At 37.8% G+C, this 18,000-nt stretch carries 16 protein-coding genes; 15 read left to right on the forward strand and 1 reads right to left on the reverse strand.

The window, feature by feature from the left end:
- Positions 1-291: 291 nt before the first annotated feature.
- The 9 genes from H4K35_RS01710 to H4K35_RS01750 all read left to right on the forward strand — a co-directional run bounded on the left by H4K35_RS01710 (position 292) and on the right by H4K35_RS01750 (position 10,030).
- Positions 292-2,274: a DUF3857 and transglutaminase domain-containing protein gene (locus H4K35_RS01710; protein ID WP_182625652.1), complete on the forward strand. Its 1,983-nt coding sequence runs from the start codon at positions 292-294 to the stop codon at positions 2,272-2,274.
- A gap of 17 nt (positions 2,275-2,291) precedes the next feature.
- Positions 2,292-2,744, forward strand: coding sequence for a D-aminoacyl-tRNA deacylase (gene dtd, locus H4K35_RS01715; protein ID WP_182625653.1), 453 nt, complete (start codon positions 2,292-2,294; stop codon positions 2,742-2,744).
- Positions 2,744-2,950: a hypothetical protein gene (locus H4K35_RS01720; RefSeq protein WP_182625654.1), complete on the forward strand. Its 207-nt coding sequence runs from the start codon at positions 2,744-2,746 to the stop codon at positions 2,948-2,950. Before dtd ends, H4K35_RS01720 begins: the two co-directional genes overlap by 1 nt.
- Before the next feature lie 141 nt (positions 2,951-3,091).
- Positions 3,092-3,418 carry a nucleotide pyrophosphohydrolase gene (locus tag H4K35_RS01725; RefSeq protein ID WP_182625655.1) on the forward strand — a complete coding sequence of 109 codons (327 nt, stop codon included), beginning with the start codon at positions 3,092-3,094 and terminating at the stop codon, positions 3,416-3,418.
- A gap of 12 nt (positions 3,419-3,430) precedes the next feature.
- A complete protein-coding gene (locus H4K35_RS01730; protein WP_182625656.1) occupies positions 3,431-4,678 on the forward strand; it encodes a 3-phosphoshikimate 1-carboxyvinyltransferase in 1,248 nt (415 codons plus the stop codon).
- A gap of 112 nt (positions 4,679-4,790) precedes the next feature.
- Positions 4,791-5,840, forward strand: a complete 1,050-nt coding sequence (gene queA, locus H4K35_RS01735; RefSeq protein ID WP_182625657.1) for a tRNA preQ1(34) S-adenosylmethionine ribosyltransferase-isomerase QueA — start codon at positions 4,791-4,793, stop codon at positions 5,838-5,840.
- 124 nt (positions 5,841-5,964) lie between these two features.
- Positions 5,965-7,245, forward strand: a complete 1,281-nt coding sequence (gene kynU, locus H4K35_RS01740; RefSeq protein ID WP_182625658.1) for a kynureninase — start codon at positions 5,965-5,967, stop codon at positions 7,243-7,245.
- 61 nt (positions 7,246-7,306) lie between these two features.
- A complete protein-coding gene (locus tag H4K35_RS01745; protein WP_182625659.1) occupies positions 7,307-8,389 on the forward strand; it encodes an agmatinase family protein in 1,083 nt (360 codons plus the stop codon).
- Positions 8,390-8,683: 294 nt separating this feature from the next.
- Positions 8,684-10,030, forward strand: coding sequence for an NAD(P)/FAD-dependent oxidoreductase (locus H4K35_RS01750; protein ID WP_182625660.1), 1,347 nt, complete (start codon positions 8,684-8,686; stop codon positions 10,028-10,030).
- A 4-nt stretch (positions 10,031-10,034) separates the two neighbouring features.
- Here H4K35_RS01750 and H4K35_RS01755 read toward each other — a convergent pair whose 3' ends face one another.
- Positions 10,035-11,597 carry a helicase HerA-like domain-containing protein gene (locus H4K35_RS01755; protein ID WP_182625661.1) on the reverse strand — a complete coding sequence of 521 codons (1,563 nt, stop codon included), beginning with the start codon at positions 11,595-11,597 and terminating at the stop codon, positions 10,035-10,037.
- A 336-nt stretch (positions 11,598-11,933) separates the two neighbouring features.
- On the opposite strand from H4K35_RS01755, the gene H4K35_RS01760 reads away from it, so the two are divergent.
- From H4K35_RS01760 to H4K35_RS01785, 6 genes are all read left to right on the forward strand, one after another.
- Positions 11,934-12,770, forward strand: coding sequence for a MotA/TolQ/ExbB proton channel family protein (locus H4K35_RS01760; RefSeq protein ID WP_182625662.1), 837 nt, complete (start codon positions 11,934-11,936; stop codon positions 12,768-12,770).
- 61 nt (positions 12,771-12,831) lie between these two features.
- Positions 12,832-13,461 carry a biopolymer transporter ExbD gene (locus H4K35_RS01765; protein ID WP_182625663.1) on the forward strand — a complete coding sequence of 210 codons (630 nt, stop codon included), beginning with the start codon at positions 12,832-12,834 and terminating at the stop codon, positions 13,459-13,461.
- 22 nt (positions 13,462-13,483) lie between these two features.
- On the forward strand, positions 13,484-14,029 hold the full coding sequence (locus tag H4K35_RS01770; RefSeq protein ID WP_182625664.1) for a biopolymer transporter ExbD: 546 nt from the start codon (positions 13,484-13,486) through the stop codon (positions 14,027-14,029).
- A 26-nt stretch (positions 14,030-14,055) separates the two neighbouring features.
- On the forward strand, positions 14,056-14,910 hold the full coding sequence (locus tag H4K35_RS01775) for an energy transducer TonB (protein ID WP_182625665.1): 855 nt from the start codon (positions 14,056-14,058) through the stop codon (positions 14,908-14,910).
- Between the two features lie 374 nt (positions 14,911-15,284).
- Entirely contained in the window at positions 15,285-16,238 is a 954-nt protein-coding gene (locus tag H4K35_RS01780; RefSeq protein ID WP_182625666.1) for a PstS family phosphate ABC transporter substrate-binding protein, read from the forward strand.
- Between the two features lie 35 nt (positions 16,239-16,273).
- On the forward strand, positions 16,274-17,953 hold the full coding sequence (locus tag H4K35_RS01785; RefSeq protein WP_182625667.1) for a tetratricopeptide repeat protein: 1,680 nt from the start codon (positions 16,274-16,276) through the stop codon (positions 17,951-17,953).
- Positions 17,954-18,000: the final 47 nt, after the last annotated feature.

Below are 18,000 nucleotides of genomic sequence, written 5' to 3' on the forward strand. Positions count from 1 at the left end.
TTTTATATTATTGCTAAGAAGTGAGTAATATAAAGCTAAGGCAAAAAGATAGTTATATTTGTTAAAGTAAGGTTAAAATGCAGGTTAAAAATTAGCCTATTTGTTCAGCTCTTTTACTCCTAGAAAATGGAGGACGACCTACACTTTAGTTTAGAACTTGCCTTTTCTTCGTTTCTCCTATCTCTTCCTTCTCCTTGTTTTACGCCTTCTTCCTAAATCGTCGCTAAATTTGGAGGTCAAACTGTTGGAGTTTTGTATTTTTGAGATGGATAATAAAATGTAAAACACGAAATGAAAAAAGTTGTATTAATTACGCTAGGAATTTTTAGTTTTAATTGTTTGGCTCAGCAGAAGTCAATTCCACCAGCTGATCTAGTACAAACAGCACCGTCAATTCCAGTAGAAGAAGAGATGTTTAGTAAAGCTAGTGCTGTTGTATTAAATGAAGAAGGGGGAGTAGACTTTGAATTTTCAGAAGAAAGTGGATTTGCAGTTGTACAAAAAGTCAAGCGACTAATTCAAATTAATACAAAAGAGGGGATAGCCCATGCGAGCTTACTCCTGCCTTATTACGTTAATCGCTACACGACAGAGTCGGTTGAAATCGACTCGTATAAAATTTACCGCACTACCCAAGGGAAAGAGGAAGTTATTGAAGTGAAAGCTGCCGAGAATCGCTTCGTGCACGACGGCCTTTACAGTAAAGAAATTATCGTAAATGACATTCGAATTGGCGATCGAATTGCATATAGCTATACCAAAAAAATAGACAATATAGACGTGATTCCTACTTGGTATTTTCAAGGGGATATTCCAAAACTTCAAAGCAGCTATACCGTTAATATACCTGATAATTTAACCTATTTTCTAACGAAAACAGGAGGGTTGACTTTACGAGAAACAAAAACCGTAACGGAAACTGCACGTGATCTAGCTCGAAATAAATGGGGAACATCCTATCGCTATAAAGAAGCAATTTTAGGTTTTCAAGCCAAAGCGGTTCCAGCATTTGAAAATGAACCTTTTTCGATTAATGCACAGCAGAATATTAGTTCCGTTCGCTTTGATTTAATCCAATTTCAATATCCCATGAGCCCGTCTGTAGTAATTCCACACGAAAAAGAAGCGGTAGCCAAAGAAATATACAAGGATAGAAAATTTGGAAACGAATTAAAACAAGATAAATACTGGAATAAAACGCTAGAGCATATTGACCTAAGTGGATTAAATGCCATGGAGAAAGCCCAAAAAGTAATTGCCTATGTTCAGCAACACATCAAATGGGATCAGCACTATGGCTATTGGACAGATAAGGGAGTGAAAAGAGCAATGAGCCAGGGACAGGGAAATAGTGCAGATCTAAATTTGGCGCTAATAGGAGCCTTGCGCGCAGCGGGCTTTCAGGCCAATCCCATTGTCCTTAGTACACAGTCTAATGGGGTTGCCCCCATTTTATTCACGCGTTTCTTAAATCACGTTATTGTAGGACTCCAAATAGAAGATCAGTTTTATGTTCTCGATGGGACAATGGAAGACGCCCTGCTAAATGTATTGCCCTTTGAAGATTTAAACGGATATGGATGGATGATTACCGATAAATTTAGTGTGACACAAGTGGATCTAACACCAAGGCAGATTTCGTTTAAACAAGAAGAATTTCAGTTGACGCTAGATGAATCTGGACATGCAACTGGAACGATGAAAGGCCTCCTCACGCGTTATGAAGCATTGGCCTTTAAATCCAACTACGCAGAGAGTATGCTGAATAGAAGCCGCAGTGATATTGAAGGGCGTAGTTCACAATTATTTTTGAGTCATGGGGAGATCAAATTAACCGAAAACAAGGATATCGATCTAGGGTTCCAGGTGCGAAAATTTAACTTTGCAACAGTAGATCCAAAAAATAATACCTTGACCTTTACTCCTTTGGAGTTGTATCGAGATAAAGCCAACCCGTTTGAAAACCCGGTGAGACAAACCGATATTCACTTTCTTTATCCCTTTATGGATATGTATAAATTAGTGGTTCAGTTGCCTGAAGGGTATCGATTGAAATACTATCCTAAGGATGAGGTGTTTGCCAATTCAAAAATTGGGGCTAATATGATTTATGAAGTAAAGGTGTTAGAGGGGAATCAACTGCAAATAGGGTTGAGTTTGCGCCTGCAAAAAACGGTCATCCCCAAAGAAGATTACGGCGAGCTTCGCCTGTTGTATGCGATGATACAGCAGCAGATCAAAGAGCATCATGTCGTACTAGAGCGAATAAAATAATTAGAAAAATAGATACATTGAGAATAGTAATACAACGCGTAACTGAAGCCTCAGTTACAGTAGAGGGAGCGCTTACGGGAAGCATCGGCAAAGGGTTGCTTGTTTTAGTCGGAATAGAAGAAGTCGATGGAAGACAAGATATCGAGTGGTTGTCGGGAAAATTAGTGAATTTGCGTATTTTTGAAGACGAACAGGGGGTGATGAACAAATCAGTTTTGGACATTGATGGGGAAGTGTTGCTCGTCAGTCAATTTACCTTACACGCATCGACGAAAAAAGGCAATCGCCCTTCGTATATTCGCGCAGCAAAACCCAATGTAGCCATAGAAATGTATGAGAATTTTATCGCGCAACTAACACGGGATTTAGGTAAAAAAGTTCAAACAGGGCGATTTGGCGCAGACATGAAAGTGGCACTGCTCAACGATGGACCTGTAACGATTTGTATCGACTCTCAAAATAAAGAATAATGAAAAATGTAGTAATCAAATTTAGTCTGTTCACGGTAATCTATATCTTGTTTTCGTGGATCATCGCCAATGATTTTGTTTGTGCCTTAAAAGGAGATCCTTTGTGCATGCAAAACGTAGCTATCCGCTATATAATTTTCATCGTTTTGATGGTTGTGTACGAAAAATGGGTGAAAGATAAAGTGTTTAAAAGAAAAGAGAAATAGGAGAGGGGAAGGCGAAACTTAGAAAAGATCCTTCGAACGCCCAAACCAATAGAAGCTAGGTGAACGATCGGAATGAGGATGTGTCACCCCAAAGCTGAAAAGGAAGAATATTCAGATAAAACTAAATCATAACGAAAAGAAATGAAGATAGAAGACGCACAATTAGCAGTAGATACGTGGATCAAGGAACACGGGGTTCGCTATTTTAACGAGTTGACAAATATGGCTCAATTGACAGAAGAAGTAGGAGAAGTGGCGCGTATTATTGCCCGTCGATATGGAGAGCAATCAGAAAAAGAAAGCGATAAAAACAAAGATTTAGGTGAGGAATTAGCGGATGTTGTTTTTGTAGTTTTGTGTTTAGCCAATCAAACGGGAGTAAACTTGCAAGAGGCTTTCGATAAAAAGATGGACCTAAAAACCAAACGCGATCACGATCGCCATCACAACAATGAAAAATTAAAATAAGCCTCTCTAACTATGCAGGTTCACCTACGACAATCATCACTAGATGCTAGACTTGATTTTGTACCAACGGTTGTTATTTCAGGAAGTAAGTCTGAGAGCAATCGCTTGTTGCTATTGCAGCAATTATTTCCACAAATAGCTGTAGACAATATAGCGGATTCCGATGATGTTGTAGCGATGCAAGCAGGGTTGGCTGTAAAAAGAGGACGGGTAAATGTCCATCATGCAGGAACGACGATGCGTTTTCTAACGGCCTATTTTGCTTTGTGTCAAAACCAGTCGATTCAGCTAGAAGGCAGTGAACGCATGCACAATCGCCCTATTGGGATATTGGTTGATGCCCTTCGCGAATTGGGGGCTAACATTACCTACCTCGAAAAAGAGGGATATCCGCCTTTGGCCATTGATGGAATTCAAGCAACAGGAGGATGTATTCGCATTCCTGCAGGTATTAGCAGTCAGTATATTTCAGCTTTACTCTTGGTGGGAACTGCACTTAAAAACGGGATGCATCTTGAGTTAATCGGAGATATTACTTCTCGACCTTATATTGAGATGACCTTGTCTCTTATTCGAGAACTAGGGGCAGAAACAACCTTTCAAGGGCAACAAATCTCCGTTTATCCTCCCAAAAAAATAAAAAAAACACAATTTACAGTCGAAGCCGATTGGTCTTCTGCCTCCTATTATTACGCTCTAATTGCCTTGTCTCCTTTGGGAACAAGTCTCAGATTGGGTAAATACAAATCCGTTAGTTTACAAGGTGATGCCCAATTGCCTACGATATACGAACAATTAGGGGTGGAAACTGTTTTTGAAGCAAATGACTTTATTCGATTGACTAAAGTGTCATCGCCAACTACTGCTTTTCAAGGCGATTTTAACGATACTCCCGACCTGGCACAAACTGTAGTAGTTACTTGCTTTGGATTGGGAATTGCCTGTGAAATTCACGGATTACATACGTTAAAAATTAAAGAAACAGATCGTTTAGTAGCACTTCAACAAGAGTTGAAAAAACTAGGCGGAAATCTTTTCGTTACAGCAGATTCTCTTGCTTTAGCAGCTAAAAGAGAAACAAGAGAAGAGGGGGTGGTGCGAATTGCAACCTATCAAGACCATCGCATGGCCATGGCTTTTGCACCCTTATTGGTTCAAATGGATCTGATAATCGAAGATGCAGAAGTGGTAAGTAAGTCATATCCCAAGTTTTGGAAAGACCTACAAAAACTGGGCTTTTCAGTCCTTGAAACCCCTTGAAAAATAAAAAAATAGTGCTAAATACTTGACAACGCCTATCTCAAGGTTGTATATTTGTAAAACTTGAAAAGAGCTAACCTCTTTTTATTGAACTAATTAAAATTGTTTTTCAATGAAGTTATCAAACTTTAATTTTGATTTGCCAGAAGAATTATTGGCAGAATTTCCAGCTGAGAATAGAGATGAAGCTCGTTTAATGGTGGTTGACCGCAAAACGGGAACGATCGAACACAAGCTATTCAAAGATGTGGTGGATTATTTTGGAGAAGGTGATGTGATGGTTTTGAACAATACGAAAGTATTTCCTGCACGTCTTTATGGAAATAAAGAAAAAACAGGGGCTAGAATTGAAGTTTTCTTACTACGCGAATTGAATGAAGAACAACGTTTATGGGATGTTTTAGTTGATCCAGCGCGTAAGATTCGAATTGGAAATAAATTGTACTTTGGAGAAGACGATTCATTAGTTGCTGAAGTAATTGATAATACAACGTCTAGAGGTAGAACGTTACGCTTCTTATACGACGGTTCTTACGAAGAGTTCAGAGCAAAATTGCAGGAACTTGGAGAAACACCAATTCCAAAATACATCAATAGAGAAGTTGTTCCAGAAGATGCAGAACGCTACCAAACCATTTATGCAAAAGAAGAAGGTGCTGTTGCTGCTCCAACTGCGGGATTGCACTTCTCTAAACACTTGATGAAGCGTTTAGAAATCAACGGAATTAAATTTGCAGAAATTACGCTCCACATCGGATTAGGTACCTTTAATCCAGTTGAGGTAGAAGACTTGTCAAAGCACAAAATGGATTCAGAAGAATTCGTCGTGTCTCAAGAAGCTTGTGATATCGTTAATTTTGCGAAAGAAGAAAAACACAGAGTTTGTGCAGTAGGTACGACTTGTATGCGTGCATTAGAAAGCTCGGTTTCTTCTAGTCAAACCTTAAATCCATTTGTAGGATGGACGAATAAATTTATCTTCCCTCCTTACGATTTTAGTATTGCTGATTGTATGATAACAAACTTCCACATGCCAAAATCAACACTATTAATGATGATTTCTGCATTCTGTGGACATGATCTTATGATGAAAGCATATAAAGAAGCTGTAGAAGAAAGGTACAAATTCTATTCTTACGGTGATGCAATGTTGATTTTATAAAATCAACCTACAAAAGATAGTATTAAAAAATCCTTTGCTGTTTTAGCAAGGGATTTTTTATACCTTGAAAATGGTGTAAATGTTGATAAAAATTCTACTTTTACAAAAACCAAAATTATAAACCATGAAATTTGAGAATACGTTAGCCTTTGCTCAAAGTCTCGATGCTAAAGATACCTTGGCAAACTATAGAACTGAATTTAACTTCCCTAAAGTAAATGGAAAACAAGTTATTTATTTTACGGGTAATTCACTAGGACTTCAACCTAAAAGAGCGGTAGAGTATGTGAATGAAGTAATGACAGACTGGGCGGAGTTAGCGGTTGAAGGCCATTTTTATGCGGATAAACCTTGGTGGGATTACCACGAAAGATTTAGTGAACCTTTGAGTAAAATCGTTGGAGCAAAGCCATCAGAAGTAACGGTAATGAATACTTTAACGGTTAACCTTCACTTGTTGATGGCTACGTTTTACCAACCTTCAGGAAAACGCGTCAAGATACTATGCGAAGAAAAAGCATTCCCAAGTGACCAATATTTAATCCAATCCCAAGTAAAATGGCATGGACTCGATCCTAAAGATGTCATTGTAGAAGTAAAGCGCAGACCTGGAGAACACAATTTTAGATTAGAAGATATCCTTGCTAAAATCGAAGAAGTAGGCGATGAGTTAGCTTTAGTTTTGATGGGAGGATTGAATTACTATACAGGACAAGTATTAGATATGAAAACCATTACTGCAAAAGCACACCAACATGGTGCTTATGTAGGATGGGATTTGGCACATGCCGCAGGTAATATCAATTTAGAACTACACGATTGGGATGCGGATTTCGCCGCTTGGTGTAGCTATAAGTATATGAATTCAGGACCAGGAAATGCTTCGGGTTGCTTTATTCACGAAAAACACCACACCAACAAAGATCTAGTTCGCCTAGGTGGATGGTGGGGACACAACAAAGAAAGACGCTTTTTGATGGAGCCTGTTTACGATCCAATTGAAAATGCACATGGATGGCAAATTAGCAATCTTCCCATCTTGTCTTTGGCACCTTATTTGGCTTCCGTTGAGCTTTTTGCAGAAGTAGGAATGCCTAGATTAATCGAAAAAAGAGACCTGATAACCGCTTACTTAGCGTTTATTATCAATACCATCAGTGCAGAAGTTGGAGGGAATTTCGAAATTATTACGCCAACAGAACAAAGCGAACGCGCAAGCCAGTTGTCGATCTTGTTGCACGGAGAAGGTAGAGCGCTGTTTACCTACTTAATGGAAGCCGGAGTAATTGTCGATTGGAGAGAACCTAATGTGATCCGCTTAGCACCTGTACCCTTGTACACGAGTTTCGAAGATATGTATCACTTCGGACAAATTTTAAAAGAAGGGATTCTAAGTCAGAAATAATTTAGATAGTAGGGCTGTGATTTAATTTATAAATTTGCAGCGAAAAATAACAGCAGTATATATGTCAACAAAGCAGCAAAAAATAGAGACTTTTGATCCGTCTCAACCAGGGTTAGCAGATGCAACAATCTACGGATTACCTTTTACAGCAGAAGAAAGTGAAATTATTGTGGTTCCAGTTCCATGGGAAGTAACGGTAAGTTACGGAGCGGGTGCATCAGAAGGACCGCAAGCAATTTTAGAAGCTTCTTATCAAGTAGATTTGTTACATCAAAAATATCCAGAACTGTGGAAGTTAGGAATCTATTTTGATGAAGCACCTGCCCATTGGCAAGAGCAAAGTGCCAAATATAAAGCAATGGCACAACCAATCATCGAAGCATTAGAAAATGGAGAAAATTTAGAAGATCACCCTGCTTTACAAGCGAGTTTAGCTACGATTAATCAGGTTTGTGACACCCTGCACAAAGAAGTAGAAGCTAAAGTTGCAAATTGGATGAGTCAAGGAAAACGCGTGGTCCTATTAGGAGGAGATCACAGTACGCCATTTGGCTATTACAATGCCGTAGCAAAACACCATGAGTCATTTGGAATTTTACACTTTGATGCACATATGGATTTAAGAGACGCTTACGAAGGATTTACCTATTCCCATGCTTCGATTATGTTCAATACTTTGAAATTGCCTCAAGTAGAAAAAATTGTTCAAGTGGGAATCCGCGATTTCTGTGAACAAGAAGTTGAGGTTGTGAAAGCCTCAGGTCGCGTTTTGGTACATACGGATGCAGATTTGAAAAAAGACGAATTTGAAGGTATGAGCTGGAAAGATAAATGTGACCAAATCATTGCTTCTCTACCGCAAAAAGTAGTGATTAGCTTTGATATTGATGCTTTGTTACCTTGGTACTGCCCCAATACAGGAACGCCCGTGCCAGGTGGTTTGACCTTTGAACAAGCAACTTATTTAATCACGAGACTTTCTGAAACCAATAAAGAAATCATCGGAATGGATTTAGTAGAGGTTGCACCAGGAGAAGACGATTGGGACGGAAACGTTGGCGCACGACTTTTGTTCCACATGTGTGGGGCATTTGCTAAATCCCAAGGATTGACCGTTGGAAAGGAATTAACGTTTGAAAAATAATATAATAATCCCTTGAAAAAGGGATTATTTTTTTTGACCCTCTTTCAAAACCAGATTGAGTAAGGTTAAAAGTATTGCCAGTGTAAGTAAACTATACACAAGCAATCCTTCAAAATAAAAGATGAACTGACAGATATACCAACAGCCAGTCAGTATAGTAACGATGATCCAAATTAAGTTTTTCATTATTGTTAAGAGTGTGGTTTAAAGTTAATCGTTAATCGATAGAGCTAAAAACACTAATCAAATATTAATTAGGTAATTAAATTAAATATTCAAATATTTAAGAGGAGTATGGGGAAAAGTATTGCAATTGTAGGAAGCGGTTTAGTAGGAACGGTGTTGGCCATTGCATTAAAACAACAAGGACACCAAGTTTTTGTTTATGAAAAAGGAGATGATATTCGCACGCTTGATTTCTCGGGACGGTCGATTAATTTAGCACTTTCTGCACGAGGCTGGAAGATGTTGAATCGCGTGGGCTTAGAGGAAAAGATTCGTCAATTTGGAATTCCAATGTATCAACGCGCTATTCATCATTTAACGAAAGAAGAGAAGCAACCCTATGGAATTCACGGAGAAGCAATTTGGGCAGTTTCCCGTGGTGGATTAAATAAGAAACTCGTTGAGTGGGCGGAAGAAGTAGGCGTGGAGTTTGTTTTTAATACGCCTATTTGGAGTGTAGATAGTAAAAGAGGAATCCTTTATACGAGTGAACAGGAACAACAAGAGTGGAGAGCCATTACACATGATGTGATCTTTGGTGCCGATGGTGCGTATTCCAAGGTGAGAAGTAGCCTGCAAAGACGCAGTCGATTTGAGTACCAACAATCGTATTTACCTATTGCGTATAAAGAACTTGTTATTCCTGCTAAAAATGAAGGCGGATTTGCGATAAATGAAAACTCCTTTCACATTTGGCCTAGAAAAGACTTTATGCTCATCGCTTTACCTAATATGGATGGTTCGTTTACTTGCACACTGTTTATGCCTTATACAGGAGAAGTGTCTTTTGATTCTATCAAGACGGATACCGAAGTTACTGCGTTTTTTGACGCATATTTTCCCGATGCTTTGCAGCTAATGCCAGATTTAGTGGAGCTATATGCGGCTAATCCGGTTAATTCCCTGGTAACAACGACTTGTTTCCCGTGGGTGTATAAAGATAAAGTAGCGCTCATTGGAGATGCAGCTCATGCAGTAGTTCCTTTTTATGGACAAGGATTGAATGCCGGTTTAGAAGATGTCAACGTATTGTTAGATTGTTTGGCCGCTCATCCACAGGATTGGGAAGGAGCACTTGATGACTATCAACATGCGCGAAAAGTCAATGCTGATGCAATTGCAGAACTTTCGTATCGCAATTTTAGAGAAATGAGTGAACTGACGGCGAACCCGATGTTTTTACTGCGCAAAAAGATAGAAAGTGCCTTTGCAAAAAAATACCCTGATCTATGGTTGCCACTATATGACCGTGTAACCTTTAGCGAGGGAAGTTACCAAGAAGCACTAGCTATCGGAGATCAACAAGCCCAAATCATGGATGTTATTATGGCAATGACAGCTATCGAAGAAAAATGGGATAGTCCAGAAATAGAAGAGAAAATAAAACAACTGATAAAAGAAAATAGAGGATTTTAATCCTCTATTTTCGTTTTCTAGTAGACGATGTTTTCGTCGTTTTAGTTGATCGAGATGACGTATTCGATCCATTCATTACTTTGCTAAGTAAACTAAAGGCTCCTTTGATGAAAGTTGCGCTTGTTACAACTTTTAAGATGCTTTTAGTTAGTGTATTGTCTTCTTTCTTTGTTTTGGCCGTCGACGTATTTTTAGGAGAATCGCTTGGTTCACTCGTGGGAACAGTGCGTTTTTCTAATTTTTCAAAGGCACTTTCCCGATTGACAGTCTCGTTGTACTTTTTGACCAATTTGGACTGTGACAGTATGCCTTCAATTTCGACTTCTGTCAATATATCCATGCGACTCATTGGTGCGCGTAAGGTGCAAACGACTAAAGGTGTAGGGATTCCCTTTTCATTTAAAGCCGTTACTAGGGCTTCTCCTGTTCCCAATTGAGTGATGATCTCATTGGTAGTGTAATATGATGTAGAAGGGAAGTTTTCCGACGCCGCTTTAATCGCTTTTCTGTCTTTTTCGGTGAAGGCACGCAGGGCATGTTGGATTTTTAATCCTAGTTGAGCCAATACACCATTGGGAATGTCCGTTGGATTTTGGGTAATGAAGTATATACCAACCCCTTTAGAGCGAATTAACTTAACAATGGTTTCAATTTGACTTAACAATGCCTTACTAGCTTCGTTGAAGATGAGGTGAGCTTCATCAATAAAAATAACCAATTCTGGCTGTCCGCTATCTCCTTGTTCCGGTAGTTGATTGTAGACTTGGGTCAAGAGGTTTAGCATAAAAGTCGAGAATAGTTTGGGCTTATCCTGAATATCGGTTAAGCGCACAATGTTGACAAAACCCTTACCAGTTTCGTCATAGCGCATTAAATCGCCCACGTCAAAAGAGGGTTCTCCGAAGAATAATGCGGCACCTTGCTGTTCTAATTCGATCACTTTTCTCAGTATTGCATTGGTAGAAGCAGGAGAAATGCGACCGTATTCGTTTTCAATTTCCTCTTTTCCTTCATTTGTTAGGTATTGTAGAAGCTTTTTAAAGTCCTTTAAATCGAGGAGTTCTAACTGGTGATCGCTGGCAAATTTGAACAATAAAGCAACAATCCCTCCTTGGGTGTCGTTTAATTCGAGGATACGACTGAGCAAAATAGGGCCGAATTCGGCTATTGTAGTGCGTAAACGCACGCCGTTTTGATGAGAAATAGTCATCAATTCAACGGGAAAAGCACTTGGTTCAAAGGGTAGATTCATTTGTGCATGGCGATTATTGATGAAATCATTCGCCACCCCCGCTTGGGCAATCCCACTAAAATCCCCTTTTATGTCCATCATCAGCACGGGAATCCCTTTGCTCGATAATTGTTCGGAGAGAACCTGGATGGTTTTGGTCTTACCCGTTCCCGTTGCACCAGCGATCAAACCGTGGCGGTTTAAGGTTTTGAGCGGAATGTTGATAAACGTATCAGCGACAATGTTTTGATCCAAATTAGCACAGCCAATGGTAATAAAATCACTTTTATGAGTATAACCATTAATGATGTCAGTTTTGAAATTTTCTAGGCTCATTTTGTATATTTTATATAATTAAAGAGGAATATTAGTCAAATAGTCAAGTAAATATGTATAAATATTAAGATTATTAAATGTTAAATATGGTCTATACGGTGAAATAAAGATAGTAAAATTCAACAAGACTTATTATCTTTACCACTGCTTACTTTTTTTCTAATGTTAAGGTAAGTATAAAATATTCTTGTGTTAAGTCAAGGTTAGCTTATTTTAAAAAAATGGATTTTAATTTTTTTATTTCATCTAAAAACATAAATTTGCGACACTGATGACTTTAAAAAGTGAAAAAAGTAATAAGTAATAATTGAAAAAAAAGAATTAAATTTTAAAAAGATGACAAACGTATCAAACGAATCAGTTGAAAAAGTAGGGTCAAGCTCAGGAGCAAGTAGATTATTTGCATCGTTAGCTGTAGTATTATGTATTGTTTTTGGTTATATCATTTGGGAATTCGTGATGGGTAATCCAGCGAACTTCGAAAATGGTGATCCAGCAGGGCACCCACTACCAGGTAACTTTATGGGAATGGTTTATAAAGGAGGTCCTGTAGTTGCTGTGTTAATTGGTTTATTAACTATGACAATTGTTTTCTCAATCGAGAGATTTTTAGTGATTTCTAAAGCTTCAGGAAAAGGAGATGTTGGGAAATTCGTAAAAGAAATCCAAGTTTCAATTAATGAAGGAAGAATCGAAGAAGCTATGGAAGCTTGTGATACTCAAAAAGGATCAGTAGCTAACGTTGTTAGAGCTGGATTAGTGAAGTATCAACAAATGAAAAAAGAAGGATACAATAGCGAAGAAGCTACAGAAGCTATCCAAAAAGAAATCGAAGAAGCTACAACGCTTGAAATGCCAATGTTAGAGAAAAACATGATCGTATTGGCTACGTTAGTATCTATCGGTACATTATGTGGATTATTAGGTACAGTAACAGGGATGATCAAAGCGTTCTCGGCTTTAGCTACATCTGGTACTCCTGACTCTGCAGCATTAGCAACAGGTATTTCTGAGGCGTTAGTGTGTACTGCAACAGGTATTGGTACTTCAACATTAGCGATTGTAATGTATAACTCATTTACTACAAAAATTGATAGATTAACTTATTCAATTGATGAGGCTGGATTTGCTATTACTCAAGCATACAGAAGATTCAAAGGATTAGTAAAATAATTTTAGAATAAGTATTAATATCTTATATTGAAAGATATAGGAGCTTTAAAAGAATTTATCAATGGCTAAAGGTAAAATGAAAAAGAAGAGTATGAGCGTAGATATGACCGCAATGTGTGACGTGTCATTCTTACTCTTAACATTCTTCGTATTAACATCGACAGCAAAGCTTCCGGAGCCATTACCAGTAGATACACCCAATTCAACCGTTCAAACGAAGTTGCCAGAAAGTAACTTAGCAACAGTTACAATTGGAGGAGAACCAGGTAAAGAAAAGGTTTTCTTCGGAGTTTTAGGTAAAGAAGATCGTATTGCTACGCTTGAAAAAATGGGTGGTCGTTATCAGATAGAGTTTAATGATAAAGAAAAAGAAGTATTTGCTTATACTGAAGGTATCGGAACTCCTATTAACGAATTGAAGAAATTTTTAAATCTACCTGCAGATGTTAGAAACAAAGTTGGTGCAGACCAACCAGGTATTCCAACAGATTCTGTAAATAATCAATTAAAAGATTGGGTAGAGATGGCACGTATTGTTGCAAAAGAAAATAATAACAAAGTGTTAGACGTTGCAATTAAGGGAGATGCTGAGGCAAATTACCCTGCAGTGAAAAACGTTATCGATATCTTACAAGAGCAACGCGTAAATAGATTCTTCTTAGTTACAGGACTTAGAAACGAAGATTTTTAATCATTAAAAAATTAAACTGTAAATGGCTGAATTAAATACAGGCGGCGGAGGCAATAAGGACAAAAAAGTAAGAAGTAAGAAACAAAATGCCGGAGTAGATTTAACTGCGATGGTGGATTTGGCCTTCTTATTGATTACGTTCTTTATGTTGACAACATCTATGAATAAGCCTCAGTCAATGAATCTTGCAATGCCAGACAAGGATGCGGATACTGAAATTGAGGAAGAAAAAACAAAAGTAGATGAGAACCGTACAATGACCATACTGATTGGCGGGGATAACAAACTGAAATGGTATATGGGGATGGTTAACAACCCATTAGAAGAACCAACAGATCAAACCTATGGAAAAGAGGGAATTCGCCAAGTCTTGTTAGAAAAAGACAAAGCGGCTTTAGCTTATTCGCAAAAAGCGGATCAAGGATTGATCGTAATCATCAGAGCAAGTGAAAAAGCTACATATCGCAACTTAGTTGATATTTTAGATGAGATGGCTATCTCAGGTATTAAATCATATGCACTAGTAGATATCACGCCTGAAGATTTAGAAATATTAGGTGAGAAGTAGTTAACGTTCTGAGAAATTAAGAAATTATGTCAAAATTAAATATCTTTAAAAAGGATTGGGTTGATATTATCTTCGAAGGACGTAACAAGTCTTACGGAGCATATCAATTGCGATCTGAAAACCCAAAAGTGACAACCGTAGCGTTGTTTTCAGGTATTGCTTTGTTCGGTTTAGCATTGGTTTCACCTATGTTAATCGATATGGCAAAGGGAACTTTTGGAAATAATAAGGTGGATAAGTTGGATAAAGTTATCGAAATGGAAAATATCAATTTACCAGATAACACACCACCCCCTCCACCACCACCACCTGAGGATGTGCCACCACCACCGCCACCACCACCAGCAGATGAGGTTAAATCAATAAACGATACAAAAAAGTTTACTGAACCAGAAATTGCGAAAAAGGAGGAAGTGAAAGAAGAAATCGCTAAACAAGAGGACTTCAAAGATGCTGAGGTAGGGAAAAAGGACATGAAAGGGGATAAGGACAAAGGGGAAATCAAAATCACCGAGAAAACCGGAGAAGCTGACAAAGGAACAGGTTCAGGAGGCGATGGAGATGGAAACGAAGTTTTCATTGCTGTACAAGTACCTGCTGAATACCCTGGAGGAATGCAAGCGTTTAATAAACAATTTATTCAGCGTTTTAGAACTCCAGAAATTGATTCAGGTGTGAAGTCAATCCGTGTTATCGTAATGTTTATCGTTGAAAAAGACGGTTCATTAACGGATATCAAAGTAGTACGTGACCCAGGTTACGGTGCTGGAAAAGAAGCAGTACGCGTATTGTCTAATATGCCGAAGTGGAAACCAGCTGTACAAAATGGTAAAACAGTTCGATCTCAGTTTACATTACCAATTACAATTCAAGTTCAATAGTAATGTTTAACAATAATTTTAAACAAAAATCGCTTTTACAGCGATTTTTGTTCTTTTTTGGACTATTGTTTTTTCTGCTCTATTTGTTTTGTGGTATCGCTTTGATTGTAAATAAATCCATACCCTTTCAAATGGAAGATTCGCACCGAATCTTATTCGGTATCGTATTAATAGTCTATGGTTTTTTTAGGTTCTACCGATTGTGGAATACTAATATGGGAAAAGATTAAAAAAAAGCTTCGAATCACTCGAAGCTTTTTTTATTGTCTGCAATTTATGTTAAAAACTACTTTTATTTTTTGCTTCTTACAAAGAATATCTATCTTAGACGAAAGATAATGAGCGTACTAGGTTGTGCTCTAAATTTGTTTTATATGATTCGAAGAAAAAGCGCCGCTAGAATAGGTATTTTAGTTGGTGTTTTAGCAACAAGTAGTTTGTTCTTTCAATGTAAGGATAAGCATACGCCATCAAACGAAGCTGGTAGTGAACCTGCAACGCAAGAAGAAACTTTACTCAGTGGTACACTCACACTTGGAGTGGATGAGTCCGTTTTTCCAATCGTTGAAGATGTAGCGATTCTTTACGAAAACGAGTACAAACGCGCCAAACTACATTTGCTACCAAAGTCAGAACGAGAAGTGATTCAGCTATTGCTATCCGACTCTATTCGCGTGGCTGTGTTGCCTCGTATGATGAATGCTGAAGAATTGAAACATTACGAAGGCGTAGTTGCACCTAAACAAACCCATTTTGCTAGCGATGCAATCGTATTTGTGACCAACAAATCAGCTACTGATTCTATCGTCGACTATCAAAATATTTTAAAACAAATTGAACACGGAGGTGCAAAAGACACCGATTCTTTTTTAGTGTTTGACAATTACAATTCTAGCGTTTCTTCCGCATTTCGCCAGGCCACTGGTTTTGATTCTTTTCCAAAAGATTATGCCTACTTCCTCAATACAACAGAAGAGGTAATTGATTATGTGGTGAAGAACCCAAAAGCAATTGGGGTTATTGGTCTGAATTGGTTGACACAACCTACTAAAGCAATTCAAAAACACATCGACCAGGTAAAAGTATTAGCCGTAAAAAATCCTAAAGATGCTCACTATTATAAACCCAGTCAGAACAATATTGCAGAAGGTACTTATCCGTTAATTCGTAAATTGTACGTTTGGGATATGCAAGGAAAAAATGGACTAGGAACAGGTTTTGCCTCATATATCGCCGGCTATAAAGGACAACGCGTGGTCTTAAAATCGGGATTATTCCCTTTCAATACACCACCAAGAGAAATCGTGGTAACCAAAGAAATTAAATAAACACACATATACTTATAAAACAATAACGATATATTATGAATAAAAAGTATTCTATTTCATTGTTGACTTTAGCTTTAAGTAGTTCTTTTGCTTTTGCTCAAAGTATTAATGAAGCAAAAACAGCAATCAATGCAGAGCAATTTGATAAGGCTAAAGAAATTTTAAAAGATTTAATCAGTAAGAAACCTGCAGAGGGAATCAACTACTATTATTTAGGAGATGTGTTCTTAAGAGAAGACCAATCGGATTCGGCACGTTACTATTTTGATCAAGGACTTCTTGCTAAAACAAAAGGATCTTTGAATTACGTGGGTCTAGGGCAAATAGAATTAGATAATAATCGTGCGGCAGAGGCTGTAGCTAATTTCTCAAAGGCTGAAAAGGAAATGAGAAAAAAAGATTATGACGAGCAATTGTTAGTAGCCGCTGCTTATTTGAATTCTAAAATGCCAGATGCAAAGGCAGCTCAAAAAATTGCAGCTGATGTTGTTGCGAAAGATTACAGCAATCCAACAGCTCACTTGCTTTTAGGACGTGCTTTTTTAGAGCAAAAGAATTTGAACGATGCGTATTCTTCTTTTAGAAACGCTTATGATTTAGATAATTCTTTGGTAGAGGCAAAATTGCAAATGGCCATGATTACTAAACGCGCACGTGCCTATGCCGATGCAATAAAGGCATGTGAAGAGATATTAGCTACGACACCAAATTATGCACCTGCGTATAGAGAAATCGCTGAGATTTCATATATGTGGTCCAAAGTAAATGCTAAACAGGAAAAAGAATTAATCGCGCAAGCGGGAGAAAACTATAAAAAGTTCATCAAAGCTACAGATAATTCCATCGATTCTCAAATGCGTTATGCAGACTTTTTAGTACTGACAGAAAACTATGTAGAACTAGAAAGAGTGGCTACTCAAATGAAAGATATTAAAGGTGTAAATCCTCGTATTCATAGATATTTAGGGTATGCAGCTTACGAAAATAAAAATTATGACGTAAGTGCGGATGCTTTAGATAAGTTCTTAAAAGTTTATTTGAAAGAGTCTAAAAGTTTAAACGCCATTGGTAGAGATTACTTGTACTTAGGGTTATCTGAAATTGGTCAATCGAACTATGGGGAGAACAAAGAAACCTACCACAAAGGGTTGAACCACTTAAAAGATGCAATCAACGTTGAGTTGGCTATCGCTGGAGAATTCAACCGTTTCGGATTGGATTTATTCAGAGAGAAAAAATACCAAAACGTAATTGATATCTTGAGTATTTCGGCTGATTTTAAAGAGTCAAGTGGGTATATTTACGATAATTACTACGTAGGATATTCATACTACCTATTAGGGTCTGAAGATCGTCCAGATAGTGAAGAGCTTTTGAAAAAAGCAGATGCGTATTTAGCTAAAACGATTGAGGCTTCTCCATTAACACAAGAAGCTTATTTCTACAGAGCACGTGCAAATCGTTACATTGATCACGTAGATGCTTACGATAGAATGTTTGAGTCATACCAAGGATTCTTAAAAGTATTAGCAGAGAAGAACGAATTGAAAGATCCTTCGAATAAAGAACAAATTATCGAAGCGCATACGTCAATCGCTACTTACTACGCAAACAAAGACAAAAACACAGAAGCTATTGCAGAATTCAAAAAAGTATTAAACTTGGATCCTACGAATAGTTTTGCTAAGAAAACAATCGAAGCAATCAGTAAATAAATAATAGGTATACCAACTATACCTAGTGGTAAAAGGCTAATTACATC

The sequence above is a fragment of the Myroides sp. NP-2 genome (genome assembly GCF_014145665.1).
In the GTDB taxonomy this organism is placed as follows: domain Bacteria; phylum Bacteroidota; class Bacteroidia; order Flavobacteriales; family Flavobacteriaceae; genus Flavobacterium.

Excerpts from the sequence above, each read along its gene's own strand:
- H4K35_RS01710 (WP_182625652.1), top strand. The coding sequence starts at position 292 with ATGAAAAAAGTTGTATTAATTACGCTAGGAATTTTTAGTTTTAATTGT.
- H4K35_RS01720 (WP_182625654.1), top strand. The coding sequence starts at position 2,744 with ATGAAAAATGTAGTAATCAAATTTAGTCTGTTCACGGTAATCTATATC.
- H4K35_RS01725 (WP_182625655.1), top strand. The coding sequence starts at position 3,092 with ATGAAGATAGAAGACGCACAATTAGCAGTAGATACGTGGATCAAGGAA.
- H4K35_RS01730 (WP_182625656.1), top strand. The coding sequence starts at position 3,431 with ATGCAGGTTCACCTACGACAATCATCACTAGATGCTAGACTTGATTTT.
- queA (WP_182625657.1), top strand. The coding sequence starts at position 4,791 with ATGAAGTTATCAAACTTTAATTTTGATTTGCCAGAAGAATTATTGGCA.
- kynU (WP_182625658.1), top strand. The coding sequence starts at position 5,965 with ATGAAATTTGAGAATACGTTAGCCTTTGCTCAAAGTCTCGATGCTAAA.
- H4K35_RS01745 (WP_182625659.1), top strand. The coding sequence starts at position 7,307 with ATGTCAACAAAGCAGCAAAAAATAGAGACTTTTGATCCGTCTCAACCA.
- H4K35_RS01750 (WP_182625660.1), top strand. The coding sequence starts at position 8,684 with ATGGGGAAAAGTATTGCAATTGTAGGAAGCGGTTTAGTAGGAACGGTG.
- H4K35_RS01755 (WP_182625661.1), bottom strand. The coding sequence starts at position 11,597 with ATGAGCCTAGAAAATTTCAAAACTGACATCATTAATGGTTATACTCAT.
- H4K35_RS01760 (WP_182625662.1), top strand. The coding sequence starts at position 11,934 with ATGACAAACGTATCAAACGAATCAGTTGAAAAAGTAGGGTCAAGCTCA.
- H4K35_RS01765 (WP_182625663.1), top strand. The coding sequence starts at position 12,832 with ATGGCTAAAGGTAAAATGAAAAAGAAGAGTATGAGCGTAGATATGACC.
- H4K35_RS01770 (WP_182625664.1), top strand. The coding sequence starts at position 13,484 with ATGGCTGAATTAAATACAGGCGGCGGAGGCAATAAGGACAAAAAAGTA.
- H4K35_RS01775 (WP_182625665.1), top strand. The coding sequence starts at position 14,056 with ATGTCAAAATTAAATATCTTTAAAAAGGATTGGGTTGATATTATCTTC.
- H4K35_RS01780 (WP_182625666.1), top strand. The coding sequence starts at position 15,285 with ATGATTCGAAGAAAAAGCGCCGCTAGAATAGGTATTTTAGTTGGTGTT.
- H4K35_RS01785 (WP_182625667.1), top strand. The coding sequence starts at position 16,274 with ATGAATAAAAAGTATTCTATTTCATTGTTGACTTTAGCTTTAAGTAGT.